A 26140-nucleotide genomic window follows, 5' to 3' on the forward strand; every position below is an offset into this window, starting at 1 on the left:
CGATGAACATTAAAAGTCGTATCATTTATGGAATTGATATTGCACGGGGCTCATCACGTTCCAAGCAGGCTGCGCGTTATGCTTTAGTGATACTGGACAATAATTCCGTATCATATTACACAATGATCAGCCTGCACAGGATATTGCGGATGGTAAGACGCGATATTCCTTCCATTATAGCTGTAGATAATATATTTGAGCTGGCACCTGATAAGAAGGGTCTTGTCCGCATCCTTGACAGGCTCCCTTCTGAAGTAAAGCTTGTACAGGTAACAGGTGGGATGAAGCAGGAGGGACTTTTACATCTTGCCAAAAAACATGGATTTACTTTTGATCCCAAAGATCCGGTTGAAGAGGCTGAAATCTGTGCCCGGCTTGCTGATATGGGTGTGGGTTGTGAGGTTTTACTTTTCGAGGACATAACCAGGATAAAAGTGAGTCGCTCCCGTTCTCTTGGTAGAGGGGGGTGGAGTCAGAACCGATACAGGCGAAAAGTCCATGGAGCTGTGAAAGTAAAGAGTCGGGAAATAGAGGCGATCCTGAAAAAAGCTTCTAAGGAGCGAAAATTTACATTTACCACAAGGGCAATTGAAGGATTTGGAGGCTATGTCAGCTGCGAATTTATTGTTCATGCCAAAAGATCTGCCGTACCGGTGACACCGTATTCGGGTTCTGATGTGCAGGTTAAGATAACCAGCGTTGTTGGGGATAAGATTCGTTACAAGGAACTTCAGGGTTCTAAAAGGGTGCCTACAATCGTTGGTATTGATCCTGGGACCACGGTTGGGATTGCAATCCTTTCTCTTGATGGGGATCTCCTGCATTCGGGAAGTTATCGAGGAATCTCCTTTGATGAAATAGTGAAACTTATTGCTGAATACGGTAATCCGGCAGTTGTGGCGAGTGATGTTTTCCCAATGCCGGATGCTGTTGAGCGTGTCAGAAGGAGTTTCAGTGCGGTTGCTTATTCTCCGGGAACTGAAATCCCGGCAGATGAAAAAATTGCGATGGCACGCCCGTATAATTACTCCAATGATCACGAAAGGGATTCCCTGACAGCTGCACTTTTTGCGTACAAGAAGTACAAGTCCCTACTTCAGAGGGTTGACCGGAAAACTCCTCTTGATGTTGACAGAACGAAAGTCAAGCTGAAAGTCATTCAGGGCCTTTCAATAGGTAATGCCATCGAGCAGATCAGGGCGGAGAACGGTGTGCTTCCCGCACACGTTTCGGAATCAGGTGAAGTGCGTAAGGATGAAGCAGAAATCCGGAATCTTGTTGAAAAGTTGAAGAGAAAAATTGCGGAAGTGGAAGAACTACAGGAGTACATCCGTGAGCTGAAAGCTGAAAATGAATCAAAGGAATCCAAAATCCGTTATCTTGAGAACAAAATCAAGAAGATGCGGGAAACAAACTATGCACAACTTCGAAAAGAGAAGGAAATACGCATAAGGAATGAGCATATTTCCCGGCTGAAGAAAGAAGTCAGAAATCTAAAAAAGAACCTGTCGAAATGCCGCCAGCATGTCAAGAGACTCAGGCAAATTAAGAAAATGGAAAGTACCGGGGAAGGTATTCCTGTTAAGGTTATTTCCTCTTTTACCGCAGAGTCCATAAAACATATTTCGGACCTGTACGGGCTTAAAACAGGGGATGTGGTTTTCCTGAAAGATCCAAGTGGGGGAAGTGCCACTACTGCTGCAATACTTGCGGATGTTGGGCTTCGTGCGGTTATTGTTCCGGATGGAATGTCACATGCTGCAGAAGAGTTATTCTTTGAGAAAAATGTGCCTTTATTACATAATCTAGATATTGAAGTTGCTGATGACTTTGGGGTTGTGGCTCCTGATACATTGGAAGAAGCCCTTAAGGAGTGGGAGGAATATGCAGCTAAACGACGCCACGAGAAGGAAGAGAAAGAACTGCATCGCCTTGTCGATGAGTACCGTAGCGAGAGGCGCCGCAGAATTGTTTGAAACTTTTTTCGTCAAAAAGGTTAAAGGCAACGATACCAGATATTCATACTCTCAATATTGCCGGATATATTGGTATTATTGACAAGCCTGCCACAATATTCATAGCCACATTTTGCAAATACAATATTCATTCCATAGGAGTTTGCTCTTGCAATGGTATATGCGGTCCTGATACAAGTTGCTTTCATTTCCTTGTCCATATTCATAAGCAAATGTGACGAGAGCCCCTTTCCGCGGAATTCGGGCAATGTTGCAAAATCTGTCATTTCCACATTTGAGCTTTCATAGTCTATTTCAGCAGACGAAAGTGCAACAATTTTGTCTTTTTTAAAGACACCAAAATATACCACATTTTCTTCCATTGTTTTTAACAGGTAATCCGGATCATGTATGGGGAATGGATAAGTTTCAAACGTTTTCTGGTATATTCCAGCCATTTGTTTAATATCATGCCTCACACATTTCCTTATGGAATATCCAGATGGAAGAATAGAATGTGGATTCTTTTCTTTTGACAGGGCTTTTTTTATTACATTATCATGCAGTTCATTGAGACGATTAATACTCCTCTTAGCATCAAGGAATTTGCTCATGACTACAGCATCTTCTTTACCATCATAATATCGCGGAATTAATGCTTCGCAAAGATAGTTTCGATCAGAAAGCACTTTTTTGAATGACTCCGGAACCTTTGTGAATATCTTCGAGTAATGTTCCTGTTCTGCAAGAGATTCCAGTTTGTCCATAAGTAAGGGCATATCTGTCGGATCCAGTTTCATGAGATAGATCCGGTCGTTATGCCTGCCGTGCTGGATAATGGAATTGCCTATTTTTTCAATAGTATCCATTAAATCCTTCTCTCCATTCTCTCATTGTTTTCAGGAACAAGGCTTGTGGCGTCATCATAGTCTGCAAGCAGTTTGGCAATCCCGGTTCCCTTATACTCTGTAGCATCATCGTCAAGTTTGAGCTGAAGGCGGCAATCTCCACATTTGCGATCACAATATGCCTTTACGTATGCGTCCGGCTCTTTATAGGTGGTAATGACCCCTTCGTAATTACGAAGAACCACACGATTTGTAGACCAGGAAATAATATAATTGGGCATAACCGGTATTTTTCCTCCTCCGTGTGGAGCATCAATAACGTATGTAGGTACTGCAAATCCACTCGTATGGCCAATTAGATTTTCCATTATTTCAATGCCTTTCCCGACCGGTGTCCTGAAATGCGATAAACCTTCTGAAAGATCACATTGATATAAGTAATACGGACGGACACGGTTTTGAACCAGTTTGTGAACCAATTTTTTCATAATTCTGGGACAATCGTTTACTCCTGCGAGTAGTACACTCTGATTTCCCAGAGGTATTCCTGCATCTGCAAGTTTTTTGAGAGCCTGTTTTGACGATGCGGTAACTTCCCGGGGATGGTTGAAATGGGTATTTAGCCAGATTGGATGGTATTTCTTCAGAATATCCACGAGTTCATCGGTAATCCTGTATGGAAGTACAACCGGCATCCGGCTTCCGATACGTATCACTTCTACATGAGGAATCTGGGTTATTTCAGAAAGAATCCAATCCAGATATTCATCAGATAACATTAAGGGGTCGCCACCAGAAAGTAAAACATCTCTTATTTCTGGAGTATTTTTGATGTACTCAATACCCTGAAGTATTTTTTCTTTTCCCGGTATGCAATCAATGTCTCCGACTTTTCGTTTACGGGTGCAATGCCGACAATACATGGAGCAAACGTTGCTGATATGGAAAAGAACTCTGTCTGGATACCTGTGGGTTATTCCTTCAACAGGGCTGTCCTTGTCTTCGGACAGGGGGTCTTCAAATTCATCCGATGATATTATAAGTTCTTCAGGTGAAGGGAATGATTGGAGATATATCGGATCGTTCCTGAAATCATCGGCATCTATCAGGGAGAGATAATAAGGTGTAATAGATAATGGGAATAATTCCAATGTTTCTTCAAGCTTCTTTTTTTCGGTGAGTTCAAATTTTATTCCAAGTAATTTCTCAAACGTTTCAATATCCTGGATTGAGTGTTTTAGTTGCCAATTCCAGTCTCTCCATTTAATCAAAACTTCTTCCGGTTCTATTTTCGATGCAATTTCTTTTTGTTTTTTGCTGCTTTTTTCCATTAAAATACCACAGGTAAAGTTTCGGCTTGAAGAATATACCTACCAGTCAAATTCCAAATCTGGAATAAAAAAGGGAAATGAACCTTAAGTTTGATAGATATTCTTTTGTCAAAAATTTCGTTGACGGTAGCCTATAAAATAAAATACCCCTAATTAGCTTGTAGTGCTATTATAAAATTGTCCGAATGCCTATATAGTTTTCCCTTTATTATTTTAATTTAAATTATTTAATCTGTAAGTGATTATAATAGTCAATTATGTGATAAAATGGTATGCTGCCAAATCTTTCGACATCATCTTGCTTCAAAATCATTCGGGAATATTCGGCAATTTTGTTAATTCACCACGATGATTTTTCAGCACGTATTTTTCCTCATTCTTATCCATTATGTAATAGTCCGGCATGAGGGGATTTTACCAACATTCGTTGCTATTACATACATAGGCTGGGCAAGACCTGTAGTGTGCCCCCTCAGGCCGTCACGTATCAATTCCGCTCCTTTTTCCACAGGAGTACGGAAATGATCGATTCTCGGTGCGGGTTCACAATAGAAGATATAGTATGGCCTGATCCTTGCGGTTAACAATTTTTGGTGCAGTTCACGTATGGTATCAACATCATCATTGATTCCTTTCAGCAATACTGCCTGATTTCCGACATTGACTCCCGCAGAAACCAGATCATAAACAGCCCTTTTTGTTTTTTCAGTGATTTCTTTGGGATGGTTGCACTGGGTATTCAGCCAGATTGGTACATCGTGGTAACCACCGAGTATCTTTTTCAGGTTATCGGTTATCCTGTGAGGTAAAACAATTGGCAGGCGTGAGCCTATGCGGATCATTTCTACACTGGGGATGTCCCGGAGGCTTTCGATGAGATATTCGATCTTCTCATCAGGCAAGAGCAAAGGATCTCCGCCTTGTAATAAGTACATCCCTGACTTCCGGATGCTGGCGAATCCATTCGATGCCTTCGTCAAGATCAAAATCCAGTTCCAGATCCCTGTCAACAACCAGTTCTTTCCTGAAACAGTGGCGGCAATAGATTCCGCATTTTTTAAAAACAGTGAATGCCACCCGATCTTTATATTGCCTGGCTATACTGTCGGGACGCACTTCATCGGTGGCCCTGTTTTCTTTCCAGACAAGATAATCTTTCATTCCATAGGTGTTCTTTTTTTCTTTAAGAGAAGGAACGACCTGTTTTCTGATTGGACAATTCTGGTCATCCTTGTCCATAAGGGAAGCAAAATGAGGTGTAGTACCCCAGCGTGTATCAAGCTCTGTTATAGCTTGCCTTTCGGATTCTGTTAAGTTGATTATTTCTTCGAGCTTTTCAAGAGAATTTATTTCATTTTTTATTTGTTCTTTCCATTCCTCATTCATTATATTGAATGCTCCTTGTCATAAAGAGAAAAGTCATGAATTATAGTATTTATGGTAGAAATTAATAAATAGTAAATCGTTTTCCGGCATATTCCGGCAAAAACTGGCTTTTAGATTATGCCCGGGTTAGATAGTATGATGAGCTTTTTGGGAAGCTCGTTGAGTATACGATCGGCAAGTTCTGCATGTATCAGGAAGATGAGTTTGTGAGATCGCTCTCTCACTACGAATCGTATAACTTAAAATTACAGTGTGTAAAAATTGCTTTATAGGTATCCGGGTCTGCAAAGGTACTTCAAATCGTTTGATGCCCTTCCACAATTCTTGCAATAGAATTTTGCACCTTCAATACGTTTTTTGAATTCTTCTTCGTTGTTCCTTATGTCCTCTTTTTTCCATGCGCACATATTTTTTGACATGATAGCATTTCCTGTCAGTACACGTTTAAAATTAATAAAGCACAATATATAATAATAGTTTATGAATATTAAAAGCTGGTGTTGTTCTGATCTGTTGAGAAGGTGACAGGTTAGAAACCTGCTCTGTGGGGGAGGAGTCCATGGAACATGTGAAGAAGATGAGTTTGTAATGGTTTGTTTTCATACTGTTTTTTCTAGCAGAAAATTAACTTTCATTAGACAAACTTATATTTTGTCAAATTCTTTTTAAATTGAGAAGCAGGATTTTGGATAAAAATTACAAGTTTGAAATTTTACTGGCGATTTTGGTTGTTTTTTTTGTCAGGATCTATATCATATTTCATAGCCGAAGGTGCACAAGATACAGCAAATGAAGCTAATCGTATTGCTGAAGATGCCAAAAATGAAGCCACCAAAGCAAATGATCATATTGAAATAATCGAAAGTCGACTTTAAAAGTTGGCAATTTTAGATACAACAACACAGAAAAAACAATTAAAACAGATTTAATAAATGGATACTATGTTCGCTATCCTGCATATGTTTATGGTGCAAAATTGTACGTAGACTATTATCCAATTGAAAGCAACTTTGGACCAACAAGTGGCGACCCACTTTTGCTCGGGCAAGGTGAAAGAGTTTCTCTAAAAATACCGGTTAAGGATTACATTGATGAATCAAATGATGGTGCATTTAATTTGACTGTTGAAATAAAATACTTGGACTATACTAACATGACAGAAAAAGCTACTTTTGTGACTTTCAAAGTCCTGTTTTCAAATAACAACATGACTGGCATGACTCCAGTAGAAATGTATGTAGTCGAATATCCAGATAAAATAGGCCACGTATCTGGAAATTTTTGAAATTACGAAATCCCTTATTTCCGATCAAAGAAAGGATTCTTCCCACTTATACTAAGCGGCATCCCGATAGCAACATCAGCATCAATCAAACCTGCCTGCTTTGTTGCCATTCCCGCTGAATACATCATTCGGCTGTCGATGCATAGATCCTTGGCTTTTGCTGCGGCGGCGCCGAGTGCAATTCCGAGATCGATGTGCTTGAATGCACAGATGGGTCCATCATAGTCGTGGTAAAGTTTATTCTGCTTGAGCATTTCGTTACACTCTGCATGTCCACAGGCTCCACAGTTAAGTCCTTCGACCCCTGAGCTTTTGACGCCGATTAGCAGCAGAGCATCTGCCTGCCTTACATTGCCTGCGTCCCTTTTGAGAAAAGCAAACTTCTCACCTTTCAGGTCGGCGAGTTCTTCCATTTTGGCTGCGATTTTCTCCCGGTCTTCGGCTTCTGCGAAAGCCGTGACAATGTCATCGATACCTTTTGTTTTCGGTGCGGTGCGAGCAGCAGTCAGGATTAGTGCTGCCATTGTTTCGATATCGTGCTTTTCATGATTAAATAACATATTTTCAGATAGGTGATTCCTTGTGTTTAATATTTTCTTTCTCCTCTGGCAGAAATATTTAAAGCCAGAAGTTTTAATGAAGGATCATATGTATTTCACATCTCTCATCCTTGCAGGCGGGAAAGCGGAGAGGCTGGATAATCATGAAAAAGCTCTTCTACTTCTGGACAGTACTCCTTTATTGAAAGTTATTATGGATTCCCTTAAAACAGTAAGCTCCGAGATCATAGTCTCACTGCGGGATGAGAGCCAAAGGGATTTGCTTTTTCCGCTGCTTCAGGATTCAACGGTGGTATTTGACAGTTTCAAGGGCAAAGGTCCACTTGCAGGAATCATTGAGGGATTTAAGGCAAGCAGTCATGAATATGTTTTTGTCACAGCCTGCGACATGCCCTTTGTTAATGTGAAGGTCATTGACTATCTTTTCAATGCTGCACAGGGTCATGATGCAGCCCTTATTCGCAACTCCGACGGACGCTTCCAGTCCATCTATGCATTTTATCGGGCAAAAGCCATGATTCCACTGATCGAAAAATGCCTTGATGAAGGGAAAAACTTCATTCTTGCACCGGTTTTTGAACTTAATGATGTAGTCGCAGTGGACATATCTAAAATCAGGAAGATAGATCCGAAACTCAAATGTCTTGTAAACATCAATACTCTTCAGGATCTTAAAAAAACGGGAATAAGCATCGCTGATTAATCAACAATGTAAGTTTCACCGTTTTCAGGTGCATAGGCAGGAATATCATGTGTCTCTGAAACCCACTTGGCAAAACCCTTTGTATTGTGACCGTCTCCATGCATGGTAAATACGACTTCAGTTCCATTGCGGCAGAAATGATTCACAATTTCCTTCAATTCCTTCTCCCCGCAATGGGCTGAAAAGTCATATTGCTCAATCTTCGGTTTCAGGTGTAAAATCCGGTCATTATTTTCAATCATGCCTCTTTCAAGAGCAAGCCTGCCGTTTGTACCCTCAACCTGATATCCTGTAAGTATGATCTTGGCTTTCGGATCATTGTAGAGCTTCTCCAGATAGTACAAAACTGGACCGCCGTTCAGCATTCCGGCGGTAGTAACAATAACAGAACTCTCCAGCTCAACTTGCTTTCTATTTGCTCCTCTGACCAGTGTAGCTGCTTCAAAAGCACGACTCAGTTCCTTAGGCGAGCGCACCGAATCGGGATGTTCCAGCATTTCCTTAAACATCCTTAAGCCCATGCCGTCAACATAAGCGGGAATACCTTCGGATTGGAGCAGCATCATTATCTCCTGTGTCCTGCCAATTGCAAAAGCAGGAATAAGGACCGTACCGCCGATATCAAGGGTCTCGTAAAGGGATTCAATGAATTTCCTCTCAGTTTCCTTTCTTGGAGGATGGTCAACCGAATAATAGGTACTTTCAATTATCAGGACATCTGCTTCTGGAAACTCTTTAGCACCACTCACAAGCCTTGTATCGGTTGTACTAATATCACCTGTGTAAAAGAGACTCTTGCCGGTTGGATCTTCGAGATAAATCCCACATGCTCCCGGGATATGACCTGCATCATAAAACTGTACACTGTACCCTTGGCTTTTGAAGTTTTCTCCCACCTCTTTTAGTCTTGTTCTCTGGGCAAGAACCTGCAAATCTCTCTCATCATAAGGAGTGGGGATACCACGGTCTTCTGAAATCTTAAGAGTATCCTTTCCTAGGATCTGCGTAAACCTTGAAGTCATGGGTGACATATACACTTCTGGAGCAAGATCCATCAGATTTGCAACCGCACCGCAATGATCAAGGTGTCCATGAGACACCAGTACAGTTTTCGGGAAGATCCCATCAAGCGGGTATTCAGGGTAGTCTCCAGGTTTGATCCCGTAATCAAGCAAAACTTCTTCATTTACGAGAACTGCGGACCTCCCTACTTCTCCACTACCTCCTTTAAAATCAAGTTGCATTTGTTAATTCCCCGTTTAAGTTACAGTTTCCTGCCACTTTATAATTTTGCCAACAGGTAAATTAGTACTTTTTGCAATTTCTCTTGGATCCTCTTTACCAAGGTCTTCTACAGTCGAAATTCCAGCCGAGTTCAATTTTTCAGCAGTCACCTTTCCAATACCGGGGATGTCGGTGATCCTCTTTGGTTTGTCATCTGCCTTGTTTTCTTCCTTTAAGGTGGCTTTCCATTCTAGGTAATTGCAATAAGCACATCCTAGGTCCCATGCCCGGCGTTTTCCGGTATTGACCTTGATATGATAAATGCCATGTTTCTCGCACTTCTTATCAGTTACAAGGATATTTCCACTCTTTGGAAGAGGAAGTGAGAATGTGCAATCCGGATAACCGTTACAGCCGATAAATCTGGAACCTCGTTTTGATCTGCGGATCATCAGTTCGGATCCACATTCGGGACATTTGCCTATGATCTTATCTTTGCGAAGACCTTCCCTCAATGCTTTGGAGATGTTCTCTTGGTTTTTCTTCAGTTCCTCGAAAACTGAGCTAAGCATTGCCCTTGATTCCAGAAGAACTTCCTCTTCACTTACAGTCCCTTCTGCAATGCGATCCATGTCTTCTTCAAGCTTGCTCGTCATGTCAGGTTTGGTAATTGTCGGAGCATATTTTTCAAGCGCCTCAATAACGGCATAGGCAGTTTGAGTTGGCTGGAGTGGATTTCCGTGCACATAAGAGCGTGAATACAACTTGCTGATGATTTCGTGACGTGTGGCTTTTGTACCGAGTCCGAGATCTTCCATTATCTTAATAAGCCGTCCCTGCCCGTACCTGCCCGGAGGCATAGTTTCCTTGTCCAGCATTTCCTTCCCGGATATTGGAAGCGTTTCACCCTCGGTAAGCTGCGGAAGCAACCTCTCTTCTGGTGCATTATAATGGTAATACCAGCGCCATCCCTCTTCAACAAGGCGTGCACCGTTTGCTCTGAATTCCTCGCCATTGATATCGAAACGTGCTTTTATGGTTTCCCAAACAGCAGGTCCTGCAAAAGTGGCAAAAAATCTCCTTACAACCAGCTCATACACCTTCCACTCATCTTCTCCAAGCTTGGATTTGCTGGCAACTGAAGTCGGATAGATTGGAGGGTGGTCGGTTGTTTCCTTTTTGCCTCTTGTAGGAGTTAAATCCTTTTTGGAAAGTAATTTTTGGGCATACTTGCCAAAACTTCCTTTGCTGAACATTTCTATTTGTGCCCTGAGATCAATTGACTTTGGGTATACGGTGTTGTCAGTCCTCGGATATGAAATAAAACCGTTAGTGTAAAGTGATTCAGCAATTCTCATGGCTTTTGCAGGTGTAAAACCGATGGAATTTGCTGCCCTGATAAACTCTGTTGTATTAAATGGAGTTGGAGGCTTGTCCTTCTTAAAACCAGTTTCAATCAGAGTAACAACAGCTTTTGATCCTATTTTCCCATAGGCTGCATCGGCTTCATCCTTATCCCAGAATCTTGCTGTGGAATGCTTTATGGTAAAAAGCTCTCCATCTTTTGTAATAGTTGCATAGATCTCCCAGTACGGCTGCGCGACAAAGGCATCACGTTCTTTTTCTCTGTCCACAATGAGTGCAAGGGTTGGGGATTGCACTCTTCCCACTGAAAGGAACGATTTTCCAAGACGCATTGCCGCAAGGGATAAGTAACGTGTTAATGCAGCACCCCATACAAGATCTATTACTTGTCTCGAATGTCCTGCATCTGCGAGATTAAAATCTATCTTTATGGGATTTGCAAAAGCTTCCTCAATTGATGATTTTGTGATTGCACTGTAAACAACCCTGTCATATTCAATATCAGGATTCACTTCTTTAACAATTTCCAGTGCTTCTACTCCGATAAGTTCGCCTTCTCGATCGTAGTCAGTAGCTATGGTGACTTTTGATGCTTCACGCCCCAGCTTTTTCAGGGCACCAACAATTCTCGTATGTGTTGGTGTTGTAATAATGTCTGCATTCACCAGTTCACTGGCATCAACTTCCTGCCAATTATTATAAGCACGGGGGAAATCAAGCTGGACTATATGCCCGCTTAACCCCATGATAACTGTTTCTTCCCCGTTGTCAAACCGGTAAATATCAATACCGTTAATACGCTTGTTTTCCGGTTTCCCGGAACTCAAAATAGACGCTATTCTTTTTGCAGCAATGTGCTTTTCGGCAATTATTAAATGCATTGAGAACCCGTAGGATTTGTTTACTTTAAGAGCAGTTGATTGACAAATATCATTTCATATAAACTTTATTGCGAAAATCAGTCATATGAAAGAAAATGCCATTTCAACAGCTTCTTCTGGGGTCTCTGCAGTATATGTGCCCTCTATCTCCCATTTAGATTTAAGGCAAACAACTTTTTTACCCATTTTCAGCGAGAGGGCGATTTCAGATAATGTCCCATATTCGCCGTCAATTGCAATGAGTACATCAGCCGATTGAGCAATTATTGCATTCCTTGCATTGCTCATTGCAGTGGTTATCGCAATGTCAACATAATCGTTTGCATCATCAGGATTGTCCGTTGGAAGTATCCCAACTACAATCCCGCCTTCCAGCTTACATCCTCTGGAAACCGCTTCCATAACTCCTCCCAGACCGCCACAGAGCACAATCCCTTCCTATCTTGCAATTATGCGGCCGACATCTTCTGCAATAGATGAGATATATTCATCACATTTCCCCGCTCCTATAACTCCTATGTGCGGTTTCATGATGGGATGTCCTTTTTGATCACATATAACTTTTCTGCATTTCAACAACTTCACGACTGTTTTTCGCAGATATGTAGTCTTCCAGAGGATTATGGTTTAATTCTAAAAACGTATATCCCCACCGAAATTTGGAAAGGATTTCTTTTGCCTGCTCCCTTGCACCCATAATATATAATGCAGCACCAAATGCCTCTGCTGAATTCAGCTTAAACGGTCTTCCAAAATTTACAGGATTTGCAGCAACAAGGTAGGGAAGTGCACGATGCTTAAAGTTTCGTTTAAGTAAAAGTGGGAACACTTCCTCCACCGTTTCCCATGAGCAATCCAGTACAACAATATCTTTTGTATCCATGTCTTCCCTAGAGATTGCTTTCTCAGCAAAGGGGTCAAGTAATATGGAATGTTTGGGGAGAGTATTCACTTTCTCATGGATACGTGCTAGCCCAAACTTTTTCAGGCGTTTTCCAGTACACTTTTTCGGATTGCACTGGTTTGCATGATAAACATGAAGCTTATAGTTACTATGCTGCATTACAACCTGCTATATTAAAAGGGGAGTATTTGTCTTTTTGTTTTTGTGGACCCCGGTAAATCCGGGATCCACAAGAGGTGGTTGTATGATATATTACCCCAGTGCTTTGGGAAGAGCAGAAATAAATCTGCCTTATTGCCATTTCCTCTTCTTCCTATTAAGTGTTAACGGTGTAAATGAGATAAGAGTGGTTACAGCAGGCTTAGTTAGAAGAGGACTTTTTATAAAAAATGTAGTGACTTCAGTTGAGGTTAGAGAAGAGGATTTCTACAGAGCCCTTCTCCTAATTACAATTTGAGTGTATAATAAAATTACAGAAGCTCTCAGAGATTCTAGAAAGGCAAGTTATCACTTGAAAATGGTTTGTGTAGACAGAGTTTTTTCATTGAAACTAAAAAAGGAGCAAGGAACTTGTTCAAGAAGCGAAAAAATAAGCATCTTCCTTCCAGTAATTCAGTGTTTTCATGGGAATATATAGAAGAGCAGCAGCACTTGCATACTCAGTTCTTGTCATCAGCACAGAAACTCTTGATCATTTCCAGCATCTTTTCCTTTATTTCAATAAAGGAACCAATGTTCTCCACTTCGGCATCCAGAGGTGCTTTCCCTTCAAAATCCGCAATCATGAGATCATATGAAAACGGAATTTCACCAAGTATGGGTATACCCATTTCCGCCAGTTTTGGTTTAACATCTGAAGAAGTTCCCTTGTTTATCACGGCAGCCAGATTGTTTATTCCAATATCTTCAGCAAGCCATTTTATTCGCTCAGCCGTCTCAATGGATCGCATACCTGGTTCCACAACAACGATCATCAGATCAATACCCTTTGTAGTACCACGGCCAAGATGCTCGATGCCTGCTTCCATATCTATAATGACAGTACTGCTGTCCTTGAGAACCACATGGCGAAGCAGAGCGCGCAGGAAAGCTGAAGCAGGGCACATACATCCACTACCTCCCCTCTCAACCGTTCCCATCACAAGCATCTTGACGCCATCGGGACCCACAACTCCAAATTTATCAACTATGTCATCGACTTTGGGATTGTACTTGAACATCCCCTCAGGCTCACCTGCCCTTTCCTCTATAAGTTCCTTGTAATCGGTAAGTGGTCTTGGAGATTCCGCAATACCCAAGGATGAAGCAAGGTTCATGTCGGGATCTGCATCTATGGCAAGTACATCGTAACCATCCCTTGCAACCAGTCGGGATATGACTCCGGACAATGTAGTTTTTCCCACACCGCCTTTTCCCGTAATTGCTATTTTGATCATTAATTCACCTTAGACTTTTCATTGTATAAAGATTACCGAAAAACAAGGTTCTCAATGATTACTGAACTTTCAAATTGATTCAATACATCATTTCATAATTAAATATCAAAATTATTTCAAAAACATAACGATTACTTCTATATTTTGATGAATATTAAAGAATTTACTTAGTACAAATCTGGCGGGACTAATATGCCCTGTGAGTTATTTGTTGGAAAGACATTGTGACAACAAATATTGGACCAAAACGAGAGTGGAGGATGATTTCAAATTTGATATGTATGTTCATTTGGTTGAGGAATGGGTGCGGAGAAGGTTATAAAGTTAGATTAGCAGTGAAGTGTTTTGATAATGTAAGAGGAATTATTTTAGTGATAAATTAGCGAACTACTGACATTGGCATGGCATCTCAAGTTTTTATATGCTGTCGCCAAAAGTTCTTTTTTGAACCTATTCCTCTCAAAACATGTTCAAAAAACACTATTTTACCTACCAATTAAGCACATTGATCAATTCTGCGAACCTTTGTAATAACCGGAACATTTATTGATTGAAAATATCATGTAAGATCCGGTAATCATGCAGGAATATAAATTAAAACGCGGTAAATCTCCTGATATTGAGAGGATCTATGAAGAACTTCGGTCTTGTTTCCCTTCCGAGATTATTCGTGATGGTGATAAACTGACAACTTCTTACGGAGCGATGTCAGAACTATCTGTCTGGATGAACGGCAAACTCCTTGCCGTTGAAACGGTTTCGGATGCTGAAGGTCTTGCAGATGATGTAATTCTGGATACCAATAAGCGTTTCAGAGATTTTCTCTTTAAGGCAACCGGATACACTGCCAAAGAGCGTGTTAAAAATGCAAAGAAATCAGTTTCAAAGTAAGTTTTTGATCAGTTTTGATGTTTGTTAATCATGATTTTCTTGAAGCGCTTAAGAGCTTTGAGATTCCTACATGTTTAAGAGTTTGTGCAGGTACCGACGGATCTGTTACATTCCTGCTTGAAATTATGATCCGCAGTGAGGTTTCAGTGGTTACTGAAGATCAGTATCTTATGGAAGCGGATGCTGAAATGGCTAAATTGCTGGATGTAGAAGAAAGCTCTTCAATAAACCATCGCACGGTTATGCTTGTTGCAGATGGTATTCCTTATGTGCATGCTTTATCTCTCTCTCCACTGGATCGGATGCCTGAAGGGGTAAAACAGGATCTGATGCGCGCCGATATCCCGATTGGTAAGATCCTGAGAAATTATGGAATGGAAACTCGCAGGGATTTTGAGACCATACAGCTTGAAGATGGTAAGGAACTCTTCGGCTGTGATAAAGTCCTTTCAAGGACTTATAGAATTATTTATCAGAATACCACTCTTATGTGGATAAAGGAAAGCTTCCCGATAGACGGGCGCTGGAACCTGTAATCCAACCGAAACCTTATTATCTGATATTCCCTATTTTGGGGTCACAATAATCACCATATGCCCTGGTGGCATAGAGGTATCGCGCGTCCTTGGTAAGGACGAGGTCGTGGGTTCGAATCCCACCCAGGGCTTATAATCACGGGGTATAAACCCCCTGATTTCTCTTTTATCAATAAGATCTATGTTAGTGTAAAAGATCTGCACTACTCACTTATGCTACGCGCTTTATTTTGTTCCACTTTGCTATTTTGAATTCAGCAACTATTAGCCAGCAACTATTAGCCAGCAACTATTAGCTACATTAGCTATTTCAATGAAAACGACTCCTCAATCGGAGTAATTTATTTTTAATTATTGCAAACCTACTATCAAATTAGTGCATTGAATGCATCTCATTTTGGGGTTGTTTTTGATCCTGAAATATTACTTCATCCCTGATATTAGATGCTAAAAGAATAATAGAGTGCTTTGCACAGGGCAATTATATAATCATGAAAGATAATCTAATTCTTTGAGTGGACATGGACAAACATATCGGGGAAATAGAATCTAAATACGACGTAATTATCATCGGTGCAGGACCTGCAGGGATGTTTGCGGCTAACGAACTGGCAGGTCACGATCTGAATATTCTTGTTGTTGACAAAGGGAAAGATGTTAGCAAAAGGCATTGCCCCATGGACACGGTCCAGCAGTGCATGCACTGCACTCCCTGTGACATCATGTGCGGTGTAGGAGGAGCTGGTACGTTTTCCGACGGAACATTGAATCTCCGGCCGGATATTGGTGGGGATCTCACCGAGTTCACGCATGATCTGGATAAAGCATGGGAACTGGTGGAATATGTGGATCATGTATTTCTCCGTAGTGGAGCCACTGAAAAGGTATTATCACCTTCCACTCTGGAAGTGGAAGAACTTGGGCGCAGGGCAGCTTCAGCAGGTGCCAGGTTTATCGAGATCAGGCAGCGCCATATCGGTACAGACAATGCACCAACGGTAATCGGTAATTTCAAAAAAGAACTTGATGAAAAAGGAATTGATTTTCTGCTCAATAGTGAGGTTGAAGACCTTCTGATTGAGAACGGAGTATGCAAAGGTATCAGGCTTGAGGATGGCACGACTTTGCGGTCCCGCTATACTCTGCTTTCCCCAGGCAGGATAGGAGGGAGCTGGGTCAACGAACTGGTGGACCGGCATTTTATTGATGCCCGCTATGCAGGAGTTGATATAGGAGTACGGATCGAAGTTCCGGCTATAATAATGGATCCGGTGACCAGAATCAACCGTGATCCCAAATTCCATATTCTGACGCGTAAGTATGACGATTTTGTCAGGACTTTCTGTACCAATGAACGCGGTTTTGTTGTCAAGGAAGAATATGAAGGTTTTATCGCCACCAACGGGCATTCCATGCACGAAAAGGTATCTGAGAATACCAACTTTGCTTTCATGGTGCATATTGAACTGACAAAACCAATTGAAAATACCATCAGATATGCCAGGTCGGTTGCAAAACTGGCCACCACCATTGGAGGAGGCAAACCCGTGCTCCAGAGGATGGGGGATTTGAGACGTGGAAGACGCTCTACCGAAAAAAGGCTCTCGAAGAATCCTTTGATACCTACCCTCAGGGACGTTACGCCGGGGGATATTTCGATGGCAATGCCTCACAGGATTGTGATGGATGTTATTGAAGGTCTTGACATTCTTAACAAAATAATTCCCGGAGTGGCTTCAGATTCCACATTGCTGTACGCACCGGAGGTAAAATTCTATTCTATGAAAATTCTGGTTGACGACAACATGCAATCAAGTATCAAAAACTTGTTTGCAGCAGGGGATGGTGCGGGGCTTTCCCGTGACATAGTCAATGCATCTGCCACCGGGGTTCTGGCAGGGAGAGGTATATTAAGAGTATCTAGGAAAAGCTAAGCCGGTTGATGATCATAATGTACAAAATTGGATTTATCGAGCTTCAATGTCATGCAGACTTTTGGGCATTACCATGGCTTTTTACATGATGCATGAAATACTCAATTTTATTGGGATTGCACACTTTTTATATTCACAATTATTTAGATGTCACAGTATTTGTACAGTATTTGCACTCGGACATTTTGCATTTTGGGTTATCAAATTGCCATGTTAGTGCCCATTTCTTAATATCCTGAATAATGCGAATGAAATCTATACCGCTTTCAGTCATTGAATAGAATGATCTGGCTGGTAAGGCAGTACTGTCAACCCTCTTGCGTATAATTCCCTGTTCTTCCAGTTCCTTGAGCCTTGTGGAAAGCATTTTTGGGGTAATACCTTTGATCATTCCCTTAAGTTCATTGAACTGCTTTTCATTGTTATCTCCTTTGTATAGTTCAAGAAGAATGCAAAGTGTCCATCGTTTCCCGATAATATCCATTGTTTTGTAAATTGTACAATCTTTCATAGTATCACATTAGAAACCTCCTACTATATAATAGAGTATCTTAATAATATAAAATATCAATAATATACTATATTGGAGGAAAAATATGTTTTGTTACCAGTGTGAAGAAGCTGCTAAAGGTACCGGTTGTACAACTGGTGGTGTTTGTGGGAAGTCTGCGGAAGTTGCAGATTTGCAGGACAAGCTGATCTATGCCCTCAAGGGTGTTGCATTTTACAATGCAAAAGCGAGGGAAGAAGGATTTAATAATCCCAAGGCAGATCAACTGCTACTTGAAGCCTTGTTTTCTACGATTACTAACGTCAACTTTGATTCCGCTTACTTCGAGGCAAAAATTGATGAAATACTTACATTAAGGGACAGCCTGAAAGAAAAACTCTCAGGCAACATTGCCGTAGCAGATGTTCCCACAGAAGCGACCGTCTCAAGAGAATCCTTGATTTCCGGCAACAATTTTGGAGTACTCAGGATTGAGGATGAGGATATCCGCTCACTCAAAGAATTGCTTACCTATGGCATCAAAGGCATTGCAGCCTACGCACACCATGCTTATGTCCTCGGTTTTCAGAATGAAGACATTTTCAAATTCATTGAGAAAGGACTAATTGCAACTACAAGAAATGATATAGGTGTACCAGAACTTGTTGATATGGCCCTTGAATGTGGTTCCGTAGCAGCAACTACAATGGCCCTTCTTGATGAGGCGAACACTACTACTTACGGAAGTCCAGAACCAACTTCCATTGATATCGGGGTTGGGACTAATCCTGGTATTCTCATTAGTGGACATGATCTCAAGGATCTCAAACAACTTCTCGAGCAGACCGAAGGTACCGGTGTGGATGTTTACACACATGGTGAGATGCTTCCGGCTCATGCATACCCCGAACTCAAAAAGTACAAGCATCTGGTGGGCAACTATGGAGGCTCATGGTGGACACAAAAAGATGAATTTGAGAAATTCAATGGTCCCATCTTAATGACAACTAATTGTTTGGTCCCACCAAAAGCTTCCTACAAGAATAGGCTATACACAACTTCAATGGTAGGTTTTGAAGGTGTAAAACACATCGAAGAGAAAGCTGATGGTACCAAAGACTTCTCTGCCATCATCGAGCAAGCAAAGCAGTGCAGTGCACCAGATGAACTTGAAAACGGTGCAATCATGGGTGGATTCGCCCACAATGCAGTATTGTCTGTTGCGGACAAGATCATCGAAGCTGTAAAAGCAGGTCAGATTTCCCGCTTTATTGTTATGGCAGGATGTGATGGCAGGCATGCATCAAGGGAATATTACACCAACTTTGCAAAGAGTCTCCCAGATGATGCGGTAATCCTGACAGCTGGCTGTGCCAAGTACCGCTACAACAAACTGGATCTTGGTGATATCGGCGGTATCCCGCGTGTACTGGATGCAGGGCAGTGTAATGATTCATATTCACTTGTGGTCGTTGCCCTGAAACTTGCAGAAGCTTTCGGATTGGATGATATCAACGAACTTCCAATTTCATATAACATTGCATGGTATGAACAGAAGGCAGTTACTGTGCTTCTTGCACTGCTTAGCCTTGGGGTTAAGAACATCGTGCTCGGTCCAGAACTGCCGGCATTTGTTTCACCAAATGTTCTCAAGGTTCTTGTTGAGAATTTCAACATCAGCAAGAATACCACAGTCGAAGCAGATCTTGAAAGGTTGCTCTGAGCAACCTTTTAAAAAATTATGATCCAAGTTTATGATCCAAGTATTTCTAGCAATGATTTAAAAGTAAGTAGCTAGATTGGATAAAATTTTACTATTGCAGGTTTAAACATGATTAAAGTGACAGAAATTAAAAGTGCAGAAATAAAACCCAACCCTCATGGTGTAGATGTAAGGAATCTTTATGATTTGGAACACGGGCAGATAGTCCATATAAGTCTCAATCCGGATCAGGAGCTTTTAAAACATGTGACTCCGGTGGATGCCGCTGTATATATACTTGAGGGTGAAGCAGTGGTCAAGGTAGGGGATGAAGAAAAAACAGTAGGACAGGATAGTCTTGTTGAGTTTCCAAAGGGGATTCCACATTCTGTGAGGAATTCCAGTAAAACAACTTTGCGTTTTTTAGTTATAAAAATGCCTCGTCAATCCAAGCCCACAAAATTCCTTTAACCTTTATTTTTCAGGATTTTTTTGAATTTTTTAATTACCCTTACATCTTTTTATATAGGTTGTGCCATAACCCTATACAAGCGCTTGGTAGGGATGTTTCAAGAGGTGAATATTTTGGATCACGAGCAGATATTTTCAGACACCTGGAAGGTGTTTAAAAGAGATTTTGTAACTTATATCATCGCAACTTTGGTAACAACAATAGGTTCTACCCTTATTATTACTGCTGCACCCCTGTTTTATGGACTATACTATATGGTTCTGAAAGGCATCAGAGGAGAGGAAATAGAAATTAAGGACGTTTTTGAAGGTTTCAATCATTTCGTTAAAAGCTGGGTATTCTTTATTGTAGCCGCGATTCTTTTAATGATCGGATTTATGCTTCTTGTAGTTCCTGGAATTGTAATTGGTATTTTATTGATCTATGCTCTTCCTCTTCTGGTCATAAAGGAATATGGTGGCATTGATGCAATTAAGGAAAGTATCGAAATAGCTAGGGACAATTTTGTAGATACTCTTATTCTTGCAATTGTATTATGGGTTATCAGTGCCATTGGTGGCTATGTTGTAGTGGGTTTTCTCATAACTATTCCTATAGTAGCCATTGCAGAAACAATTGCAACAATGCGTCTTATTGAATCTTGCCCAGATGAATATACTGAAGTTGCAGAAGATTCTGAAATAGAAGAATTTGTATAATCGAAAGTCTCACTAACCAGCAGAAGTATATTCCTAGGATGACGGAGCAGAAAAGGAACACGCCATCTGACCATCTTTTTATTTTTGGCTTTAGTAATTGGCCATAGTCGTATGTTATAAAGGCTTAGATTAATGTATGAATTGTCATAGATGTAAGAAGTCCAAGTTACAAAATAACGGCAGAATTGGTGGCCGAGATGGAATGCATACATATATTGGAAAAAAATCCTGCTGGGTATGAAGTGATTGGTGAAGCCAGACCAATTACCATGTAGTAGACTTATAACGCTATGGGAAACGAGGACAGTACCTTATTTTTTAATTTATTTCTTTTTAGATGCAATAATAATTGCCATGGTTATATTTATATTGAGTAATTACCATCAGTAATAATATGCATCTTCCGACTCCCAAAGATCTCAAACAGAGACGTATAGAGTTGGGATTGACACAGAATGAACTCGCAATGCGTGCAGGTGTCAGTCAACCTTTAATTGCCAGAATTGAATCTGGAGATGTTGATCCAAGGCTTTCCACCCTCCGGAAAATATTTGATGCATTTGAAATATCGGAAAAAGAGCAGGTTAAAGCCTGCGACATAATGCATTCTCTTGTAACATTTGTTTCTTCGTCTGACTCATTGGATCATGCTGTGGAAATCATGCAGGAATATGGCTATTCACAATTGCCGGTTATTGATGATGGAGTACCGATGGGGAGCATTTCGGAAGACATGTTGGTTCGTGCGATGGCTGAAAACAAGCCATCTCGGCTTTCCCAGATGAAAGTTATCGATCTTATGGGTGAATCTTTTCCAGTTATCTCACCTACAACAGATATTTGGCTTGTATCTCAGGTTCTGGAACGATACCCTGCCGTTCTTGTTGTTGAAAAAGGCCAAACAATTGGGTTTATCACAAAACACGATATTATAAAATTGCTTCATGGATAAATCTCGTTTTTTAAGTAGAGTTATATAGCAAGTTGTTCATTACATAAAATTTGGATTACAAAGATATGAGGTATTTCTATGGATCTTGAAGATAAATTATTAATGATGCCTGGACCTGTTAATGTTGTCCCGCGAATTTTAAGGGCAATGTCAAAACCTATGATTAATCATAGGGGCGATGCTTTTTCAGAATTGTATGATGATTGCCGCAAGATTCTTGCAGATGTCTTCCAGACCAGGAATGATATTTTCGTGATAAGCGGTTCAGGAACCGCTGCAATGGAAGCAGCAGTGGGTTGTGTCGCTGGTCCTTCCGATCGTATTATTTCCCTTGAAAATGGAAAATTCGGTGAGCGTCTCAAGGACCTTGCCGGAATCTATGGTGATGTTGTACCTCTTGAATATGAATGGGGTCACTCATTCGACCTTGATGAATTGGAGAAAGCCCTTCAGGAAGGAGCAAAAGCCGTAACAATGGTTCATAATGAAACTTCTGCAGGTATCCTTAATCCTGCAAAGGAAGTCGGAGAGCTTGCTAAGAAATATGGTGCTCTTTTCATTATGGATGGTGTTACTTCCATTGGTGGCGATAATGTCCCTGTGGACGAATGGGGTGTTGATATTGCGATTGTTGGTTCCCAGAAATGCATTGCAGCACCACCCGGGTTATCGATGATATCAGTAAGTGAACGCGCTTTTGAAGCCATGGATAAGGACAACCTTCCGTATTATCTTGATCTCAAAGCATATCGCAAGAGTGCTAATAAGGATAAAACCCAGACGCCTTACACACCTGCCATTCCGCTTTTCTACGGACTTCAGGAAGCTCTCCACATCGTTGCTGAAGAAGGAATGGAAGCTCGCATTAAACGCCATGCAACCGCTGCCGCAGCAGTCAGGGCTGCAATGGATGCAATGGGTATCGAGATGTTTCCGCAGCTTAATGAATACAGCCGTTATTCAAACACGGTTTCTGCCATGAAAGCACCCGAGGGTCTTGATGGTAATAAGATCAAAAAAGCCATGCTGGAGAGTGGTATTATCATTGCAGGTGGGCAAGCACATCTTAGTGGTAAAATATTCAGGATTGGAAGCATGGGCAATGTGTCATATGGTGACATTATGAGAACTATACAGCAGCTTGCATTAATCTTTAAGAAAGAAGGGATTATAAGTTCCATTGGTCCTGCAATTGAAGCTGCCGCAGATGTTATCGACAATGCATGATCTGTTATGAAATCTGTAGGAATTGTAGATACAACTTTTGCACGCTTTAACATGGGTGCTGCTGCTGTGGATGAGCTACAGCAGCATGCATCTGTGCGAATAGTTCGTGTTACAGTTCCCGGCATCAAAGACTTACCAGTTGCTTCCAAAAAGCTGATAGAAGAAGAAAACTGCGACATTGTTATGGCTCTTGGGATGCCCGGTGGGAAACCACAGGATAAAGTCTGTGCCCATGAAGCTTCCACCGGACTTATCCAGGTACAGCTTATGACGAATACGCACATTATCGAGGTTTTTGTCCATGAGGATGAAGCAAAAGACGAGAAAGAGCTTGTTTATCTAATGGATAAGCGAACCCGTGAGCATGCGCTAAATGTCATTAAAATGCTGTTTAAGCCTCAGCAACTGATTAAAGAAGCAGGAACTGGACAAAGACAGGGATTTGAAGACGCAGGTCCTGCACGTATCTGAAATACCAAAAAAGTAAACACAATTAATTGACAAACTAATATGCGCTCAGGAGTGTTATTAAATGACTATGAAGCTGGGATTTGTTGTAGCGGAATTTAACAGGGATTTGACTTACCAGATGGAACTCCTCGGAAAAGAGCATGCAACGTTCCTTGGTGCTGAAGTTGTGGACACAATTCTTGTACCGGGTGTTTATGACATGCCACTTGCAATCAAAAAACTCTGCAGTAGGGATGACATCGATGCAGTTGTGACCATTGGTGCTGTTATTGAAGGAGCAACCGGCCACGACGAAATTGTAGTTCAGCATGCAGCACGTAAGATCACGGATCTTTCCCTTGAATTCAATAAACCTGTAACTCTTGGCATTACTGGACCCGGCATGACCCGTATGGAAGCACACCAGCGTGTGGATTATGCAAAAAGGGCTGTTGAAGCTGCAGTTAAACTTCTTAACCGCCTTTAATTGAGGATTCTTATGCCTTCTTCACGCTTAAAACGTGTGGGTGAGTCACCTACTATTCGTATTGCAAATATTGCAAATCAAATGAAAAGCGATGGGATTGACGTTATAAGCTTCAGCCTTGGTGAACCCGATTTTGATACACCTAAGCATATATCGGATGCTGCCATTGAAGCACTTTAGAATGGAGCTACTCATTATGCACCGTCTCCTGGCATTCCAAAGCTAAGAGAAGCTATTGCCAATAAACTGAGATCTGAAAACGGTCTTGATGCAATGGCTTCCGATATACTTGTCACTCCCGGAGCAAAACAGGCAATTTTTGAAATACTGATGTCAGTACTGGATGACAATGATGAGGCTATTATTTTTGATCCTGCATGGGTTTCTTATGATCCATGTATCAGATTTGCAGGTGCCAACTCGGTCTGGGTTCCTACAAACCCTGATAACGGATTTATGCCTGTGGATGTTGCTGACTACATTACGGACAAAACACGCATTATTGTGGTAAACAGCCCGTGTAACCCCACAGGAGGAGTTTTTGGTAAGGAAGAACTCAAAAACATTGCCGATCTGGCAATTGACCACGATCTTCTCGTACTTTCGGATGAAATCTATGAAAAAATTGTTTACGAACGTGAGCACCTCAGTATCGGTGCAATGGATGGTATGCAAGAGCGCACTATCACTGTAAATGGTTTCTCCAAGGCCTATGCAATGACTGGCTGGAGGCTTGGTTATGTTCATGCAAATTCGGAACTGCTTCAGGGATTCAAGAAAATTCACTCCCATTCCGTAAGCAGTGCCACGACTTTCGCTCAATATGGAGGAGTTGCTGCACTGGAAGGATCACAGGAAGCAGTAACAGCAATGGTAGAAGAATTCCGGAAAAGACGCGATATCCTGATTGACGGATTGAATGCAATAGGGATCAAATGCAACAAACCTGAGGGTGCTTTTTACGCATTTGCAGACGTCAGTGAATATGGTGACGGAGATAGTGTTGCAGAAAAGCTGCTTTCAGAGGCCCATGTTGCTTTAACACCGGGGTCTGCATTTGGTGCAAGCGGCAAGAATTTTGTAAGAATTTCTTATGCAACTTCACAGGAAAGAATAAGGGAAGCCCTGAAAAGGATTGAAGAATGTCTTCTTTAATCCCTTTTTCCATTTCTTTTTAGAATTTCTTTTATTATGCTTCCGCTGCTGCAAAATTCGCAGGATTCTGATTTTTTGATTCTTACAATTTCAGGTTTGAATCCCCTTTTTGCAAGTTCCTCTTTTAATTTATCAGAATCAAAAACCTGATCATGGCCAAGAGCTATTACATCAGGCTGGATTTTTTTGAGAGGCTCAAAAATATCGTTTTCGCTTCCCAGAATAGCGTGATCTACAATCTTTAATGCTGCAATCATCTTAGCCCTTTGTTTTTCTGGAACAATTGGTCTGGGTTTGTGCTCGATTTTTGAATCCCTTGCAACGATTACGTATAATTCATCCCCCAGCTTCTTTGCTTCCTCAAGAAAAAAGAGATGTCCGGGATGAAGCAGATCAAATGTACCGGTTGCAAGTACTCTCTTCAAAATATCACCTGTTTGGATTCCATAAGCAACAAACTATTTAGGATTTTTGAACTTACTCAATTAACCTTCAAGGACAGCATCCCGAACATTATAGTAACATGCTTTGAGTGTATCAAGGCTAGCAGAAATATTCATAATGTCAAAATTAAAGATTTCTGCAAAATCCTCAACCTGTGTGTAGAACTCCTTCTCATAGTTAAGCCCGGTTTCAACTCTGGCAACGTGTTTGTATCCCACCGTTTCAAAAACAAAACGGGATGTCTCAATGTCATCCCGATCACTTCCAAAACCGGATGAAACAAGCATGTCCCTCCAGTTAGCTGCCCACATCGGTGTCAGAAAAAACGTTCCTTCTCCATTGAAACTTTTCAGGGTTTTGAGGTAGGCATCCCTTCCCCCAAGGACGGCTCCAATGCAGTCATCAATAATTTCTCCATTGGGTTCTTTCAGGATAGCAACTTTGCACGGATGGTCTTCAAAATCCTTTTCTACGTTCCTCAGGATATTACCGCATAGCCCGTAGAAAAGGAGAATGCCATCGGAATAAGGAGTAAATTTGTTTATGTTTGCATAAACCTCATCTTTTAGCTTTGCAGGTATTGCATGCAATGCAAATTCAAGTATCTGGACAACTACATTGAATCCGTCTTTGTCGAGATCATCATTGAGTGCTTCCAATCTGTTAAGATGATGCTGAACCCCTGAAGCTTCCAGCTTTTGCCGGATTCCTTCAGACTCACCATTTTCAATAACTATAATGTCAGTAATGCGAGGATCTTCTTCCAAAAGATATACAACTTCATCTTCAAACATCCTGCAGCAAATAAGTGTTAATACAGACAA

29 protein-coding genes, 1 tRNA gene and 1 pseudogene are annotated in these 26140 nt (G+C 41.3%); 17 read left to right on the forward strand and 14 right to left on the reverse strand.

Annotated elements, in window-relative coordinates:
* Positions 1–2 precede the first annotated feature (2 nt).
* Positions 3–1976: a DUF460 domain-containing protein gene (locus PWQ49_RS02290; protein ID WP_300607260.1), complete on the forward strand. Its 1974-nt coding sequence runs from the start codon at positions 3–5 to the stop codon at positions 1974–1976.
* Positions 1977–1996: 20 nt separating this feature from the next.
* Here PWQ49_RS02290 and ablB read toward each other — a convergent pair whose 3' ends face one another.
* The 5 genes from ablB to PWQ49_RS02315 form a co-directional block, all read right to left on the reverse strand.
* Positions 1997–2824: a putative beta-lysine N-acetyltransferase gene (gene ablB, locus PWQ49_RS02295; RefSeq protein ID WP_300607263.1), complete on the reverse strand. Its 828-nt coding sequence runs from the start codon at positions 2822–2824 to the stop codon at positions 1997–1999.
* Positions 2824–4134 carry a lysine 2,3-aminomutase gene (gene ablA, locus PWQ49_RS02300; RefSeq protein WP_300607265.1) on the reverse strand — a complete coding sequence of 437 codons (1311 nt, stop codon included), beginning with the start codon at positions 4132–4134 and terminating at the stop codon, positions 2824–2826. Before ablA ends, ablB begins: the two co-directional genes overlap by 1 nt.
* A 386-nt stretch (positions 4135–4520) precedes the next feature.
* Positions 4521–5036: a hypothetical protein gene (locus PWQ49_RS02305; RefSeq protein ID WP_300607268.1), complete on the reverse strand. Its 516-nt coding sequence runs from the start codon at positions 5034–5036 to the stop codon at positions 4521–4523.
* The gene (locus PWQ49_RS02310; protein ID WP_300607271.1) at positions 5029–5520 is read right to left on the reverse strand and encodes a hypothetical protein; all 492 of its coding nucleotides are present in this window, start codon (positions 5518–5520) and stop codon (positions 5029–5031) included. Before PWQ49_RS02310 ends, PWQ49_RS02305 begins: the two co-directional genes overlap by 8 nt.
* Before the next feature lie 266 nt (positions 5521–5786).
* Complete coding sequence (locus PWQ49_RS02315) at positions 5787–5939, reverse strand: hypothetical protein (RefSeq protein ID WP_300607274.1); 153 nt, start codon at positions 5937–5939, stop codon at positions 5787–5789.
* 318 nt (positions 5940–6257) lie between these two features.
* On the opposite strand from PWQ49_RS02315, the gene PWQ49_RS02320 reads away from it, so the two are divergent.
* Entirely contained in the window at positions 6258–6395 is a 138-nt protein-coding gene (locus PWQ49_RS02320; RefSeq protein ID WP_300607277.1) for a hypothetical protein, read from the forward strand.
* Positions 6396–6496: 101 nt separating this feature from the next.
* The gene (locus PWQ49_RS02325; protein WP_300607280.1) at positions 6497–6805 is read left to right on the forward strand and encodes a hypothetical protein; all 309 of its coding nucleotides are present in this window, start codon (positions 6497–6499) and stop codon (positions 6803–6805) included.
* Between the two features lie 14 nt (positions 6806–6819).
* Here PWQ49_RS02325 and PWQ49_RS02330 read toward each other — a convergent pair whose 3' ends face one another.
* Positions 6820–7365, reverse strand: coding sequence for a DUF2148 domain-containing protein (locus tag PWQ49_RS02330; protein ID WP_300607283.1), 546 nt, complete (start codon positions 7363–7365; stop codon positions 6820–6822).
* Between the two features lie 88 nt (positions 7366–7453).
* Between PWQ49_RS02330 and PWQ49_RS02335 the strand changes: the two genes are divergently transcribed.
* Positions 7454–8068: a molybdenum cofactor guanylyltransferase gene (locus PWQ49_RS02335; protein ID WP_300607286.1), complete on the forward strand. Its 615-nt coding sequence runs from the start codon at positions 7454–7456 to the stop codon at positions 8066–8068.
* Here the strand turns inward: PWQ49_RS02335 and PWQ49_RS02340 are convergent.
* The 4 genes from PWQ49_RS02340 to PWQ49_RS02355 all read right to left on the reverse strand — a co-directional run bounded on the left by PWQ49_RS02340 (position 8065) and on the right by PWQ49_RS02355 (position 12601).
* The gene (locus tag PWQ49_RS02340; RefSeq protein WP_300607289.1) at positions 8065–9312 is read right to left on the reverse strand and encodes an MBL fold metallo-hydrolase; all 1248 of its coding nucleotides are present in this window, start codon (positions 9310–9312) and stop codon (positions 8065–8067) included. The genes PWQ49_RS02335 and PWQ49_RS02340 overlap by 4 nt on opposite strands.
* A gap of 15 nt (positions 9313–9327) precedes the next feature.
* Positions 9328–11538: a DNA topoisomerase I gene (locus PWQ49_RS02345; RefSeq protein WP_300607292.1), complete on the reverse strand. Its 2211-nt coding sequence runs from the start codon at positions 11536–11538 to the stop codon at positions 9328–9330.
* A gap of 81 nt (positions 11539–11619) precedes the next feature.
* Entirely contained in the window at positions 11620–11967 is a 348-nt protein-coding gene (locus tag PWQ49_RS02350) for a TIGR00725 family protein (protein WP_363321790.1), read from the reverse strand.
* Between the two features lie 121 nt (positions 11968–12088).
* Positions 12089–12601: a DUF367 family protein gene (locus PWQ49_RS02355; protein ID WP_300607295.1), complete on the reverse strand. Its 513-nt coding sequence runs from the start codon at positions 12599–12601 to the stop codon at positions 12089–12091.
* Between the two features lie 85 nt (positions 12602–12686).
* On the opposite strand from PWQ49_RS02355, the gene PWQ49_RS02360 reads away from it, so the two are divergent.
* Positions 12687–12899, forward strand: coding sequence for a hypothetical protein (locus PWQ49_RS02360; RefSeq protein WP_300607297.1), 213 nt, complete (start codon positions 12687–12689; stop codon positions 12897–12899).
* A 202-nt stretch (positions 12900–13101) separates the two neighbouring features.
* On the opposite strand, the gene PWQ49_RS02365 is transcribed toward PWQ49_RS02360, so the two are convergent.
* A complete protein-coding gene (locus PWQ49_RS02365) occupies positions 13102–13878 on the reverse strand; it encodes an AAA family ATPase (protein WP_300607299.1) in 777 nt (258 codons plus the stop codon).
* Between the two features lie 579 nt (positions 13879–14457).
* Here PWQ49_RS02365 and PWQ49_RS02370 point away from each other — a divergent pair.
* From PWQ49_RS02370 to PWQ49_RS02385, 4 genes are all read left to right on the forward strand, one after another.
* Positions 14458–14769, forward strand: coding sequence for a DUF5611 family protein (locus PWQ49_RS02370; RefSeq protein ID WP_300607301.1), 312 nt, complete (start codon positions 14458–14460; stop codon positions 14767–14769).
* Between the two features lie 17 nt (positions 14770–14786).
* Positions 14787–15305 (forward strand): chorismate pyruvate-lyase family protein, encoded by a 519-nt coding sequence (locus tag PWQ49_RS02375; RefSeq protein ID WP_300607537.1) that lies wholly within the window; start codon positions 14787–14789, stop codon positions 15303–15305.
* 59 nt (positions 15306–15364) lie between these two features.
* Positions 15365–15436, forward strand: a tRNA-Thr gene (locus PWQ49_RS02380).
* Between the two features lie 390 nt (positions 15437–15826).
* Positions 15827–17239, forward strand: coding sequence for an NAD(P)/FAD-dependent oxidoreductase (locus PWQ49_RS02385; RefSeq protein ID WP_300607540.1), 1413 nt, complete (start codon positions 15827–15829; stop codon positions 17237–17239).
* Positions 17240–17378: 139 nt separating this feature from the next.
* Here PWQ49_RS02385 and PWQ49_RS02390 read toward each other — a convergent pair whose 3' ends face one another.
* Positions 17379–17750 (reverse strand): helix-turn-helix domain-containing protein, encoded by a 372-nt coding sequence (locus PWQ49_RS02390; RefSeq protein WP_300607304.1) that lies wholly within the window; start codon positions 17748–17750, stop codon positions 17379–17381.
* 85 nt (positions 17751–17835) lie between these two features.
* On the opposite strand from PWQ49_RS02390, the gene hcp reads away from it, so the two are divergent.
* The 8 genes and pseudogenes from hcp to PWQ49_RS02430 all read left to right on the forward strand — a co-directional run bounded on the left by hcp (position 17836) and on the right by PWQ49_RS02430 (position 24872).
* Positions 17836–19452: a hydroxylamine reductase gene (gene hcp / locus PWQ49_RS02395; protein WP_300607307.1), complete on the forward strand. Its 1617-nt coding sequence runs from the start codon at positions 17836–17838 to the stop codon at positions 19450–19452.
* Between the two features lie 108 nt (positions 19453–19560).
* Positions 19561–19902 (forward strand): cupin domain-containing protein, encoded by a 342-nt coding sequence (locus PWQ49_RS02400; RefSeq protein WP_363321792.1) that lies wholly within the window; start codon positions 19561–19563, stop codon positions 19900–19902.
* Positions 19903–20016: 114 nt separating this feature from the next.
* The gene (locus PWQ49_RS02405) at positions 20017–20601 is read left to right on the forward strand and encodes a glycerophosphoryl diester phosphodiesterase membrane domain-containing protein (protein WP_300607310.1); all 585 of its coding nucleotides are present in this window, start codon (positions 20017–20019) and stop codon (positions 20599–20601) included.
* 394 nt (positions 20602–20995) lie between these two features.
* A complete protein-coding gene (locus PWQ49_RS02410; protein WP_300607312.1) occupies positions 20996–21553 on the forward strand; it encodes a CBS domain-containing protein in 558 nt (185 codons plus the stop codon).
* 78 nt (positions 21554–21631) lie between these two features.
* Positions 21632–22780: an alanine--glyoxylate aminotransferase family protein gene (locus PWQ49_RS02415; protein WP_300607315.1), complete on the forward strand. Its 1149-nt coding sequence runs from the start codon at positions 21632–21634 to the stop codon at positions 22778–22780.
* A gap of 6 nt (positions 22781–22786) precedes the next feature.
* Positions 22787–23251, forward strand: coding sequence for a riboflavin synthase (gene ribC, locus PWQ49_RS02420; protein WP_300607317.1), 465 nt, complete (start codon positions 22787–22789; stop codon positions 23249–23251).
* Between the two features lie 61 nt (positions 23252–23312).
* Positions 23313–23717: a 6,7-dimethyl-8-ribityllumazine synthase gene (gene ribH / locus PWQ49_RS02425; RefSeq protein WP_300607320.1), complete on the forward strand. Its 405-nt coding sequence runs from the start codon at positions 23313–23315 to the stop codon at positions 23715–23717.
* A 12-nt stretch (positions 23718–23729) separates the two neighbouring features.
* A pseudogene (locus tag PWQ49_RS02430) lies at positions 23730–24872 on the forward strand (pyridoxal phosphate-dependent aminotransferase).
* Here the strand turns inward: PWQ49_RS02430 and PWQ49_RS02435 are convergent.
* Complete coding sequence (locus PWQ49_RS02435) at positions 24869–25315, reverse strand: FAD synthase (RefSeq protein WP_300607545.1); 447 nt, start codon at positions 25313–25315, stop codon at positions 24869–24871. The pseudogene PWQ49_RS02430 and the gene PWQ49_RS02435 overlap by 4 nt on opposite strands.
* 42 nt (positions 25316–25357) lie before the next feature.
* Positions 25358–26140: a DUF1638 domain-containing protein gene (locus tag PWQ49_RS02440; protein ID WP_300607323.1), complete on the reverse strand. Its 783-nt coding sequence runs from the start codon at positions 26138–26140 to the stop codon at positions 25358–25360.

The sequence above is a fragment of the Methanohalophilus sp. genome (assembly GCF_030156785.1).
Classification (GTDB): Archaea; Halobacteriota; Methanosarcinia; order Methanosarcinales; family Methanosarcinaceae; genus Methanohalophilus.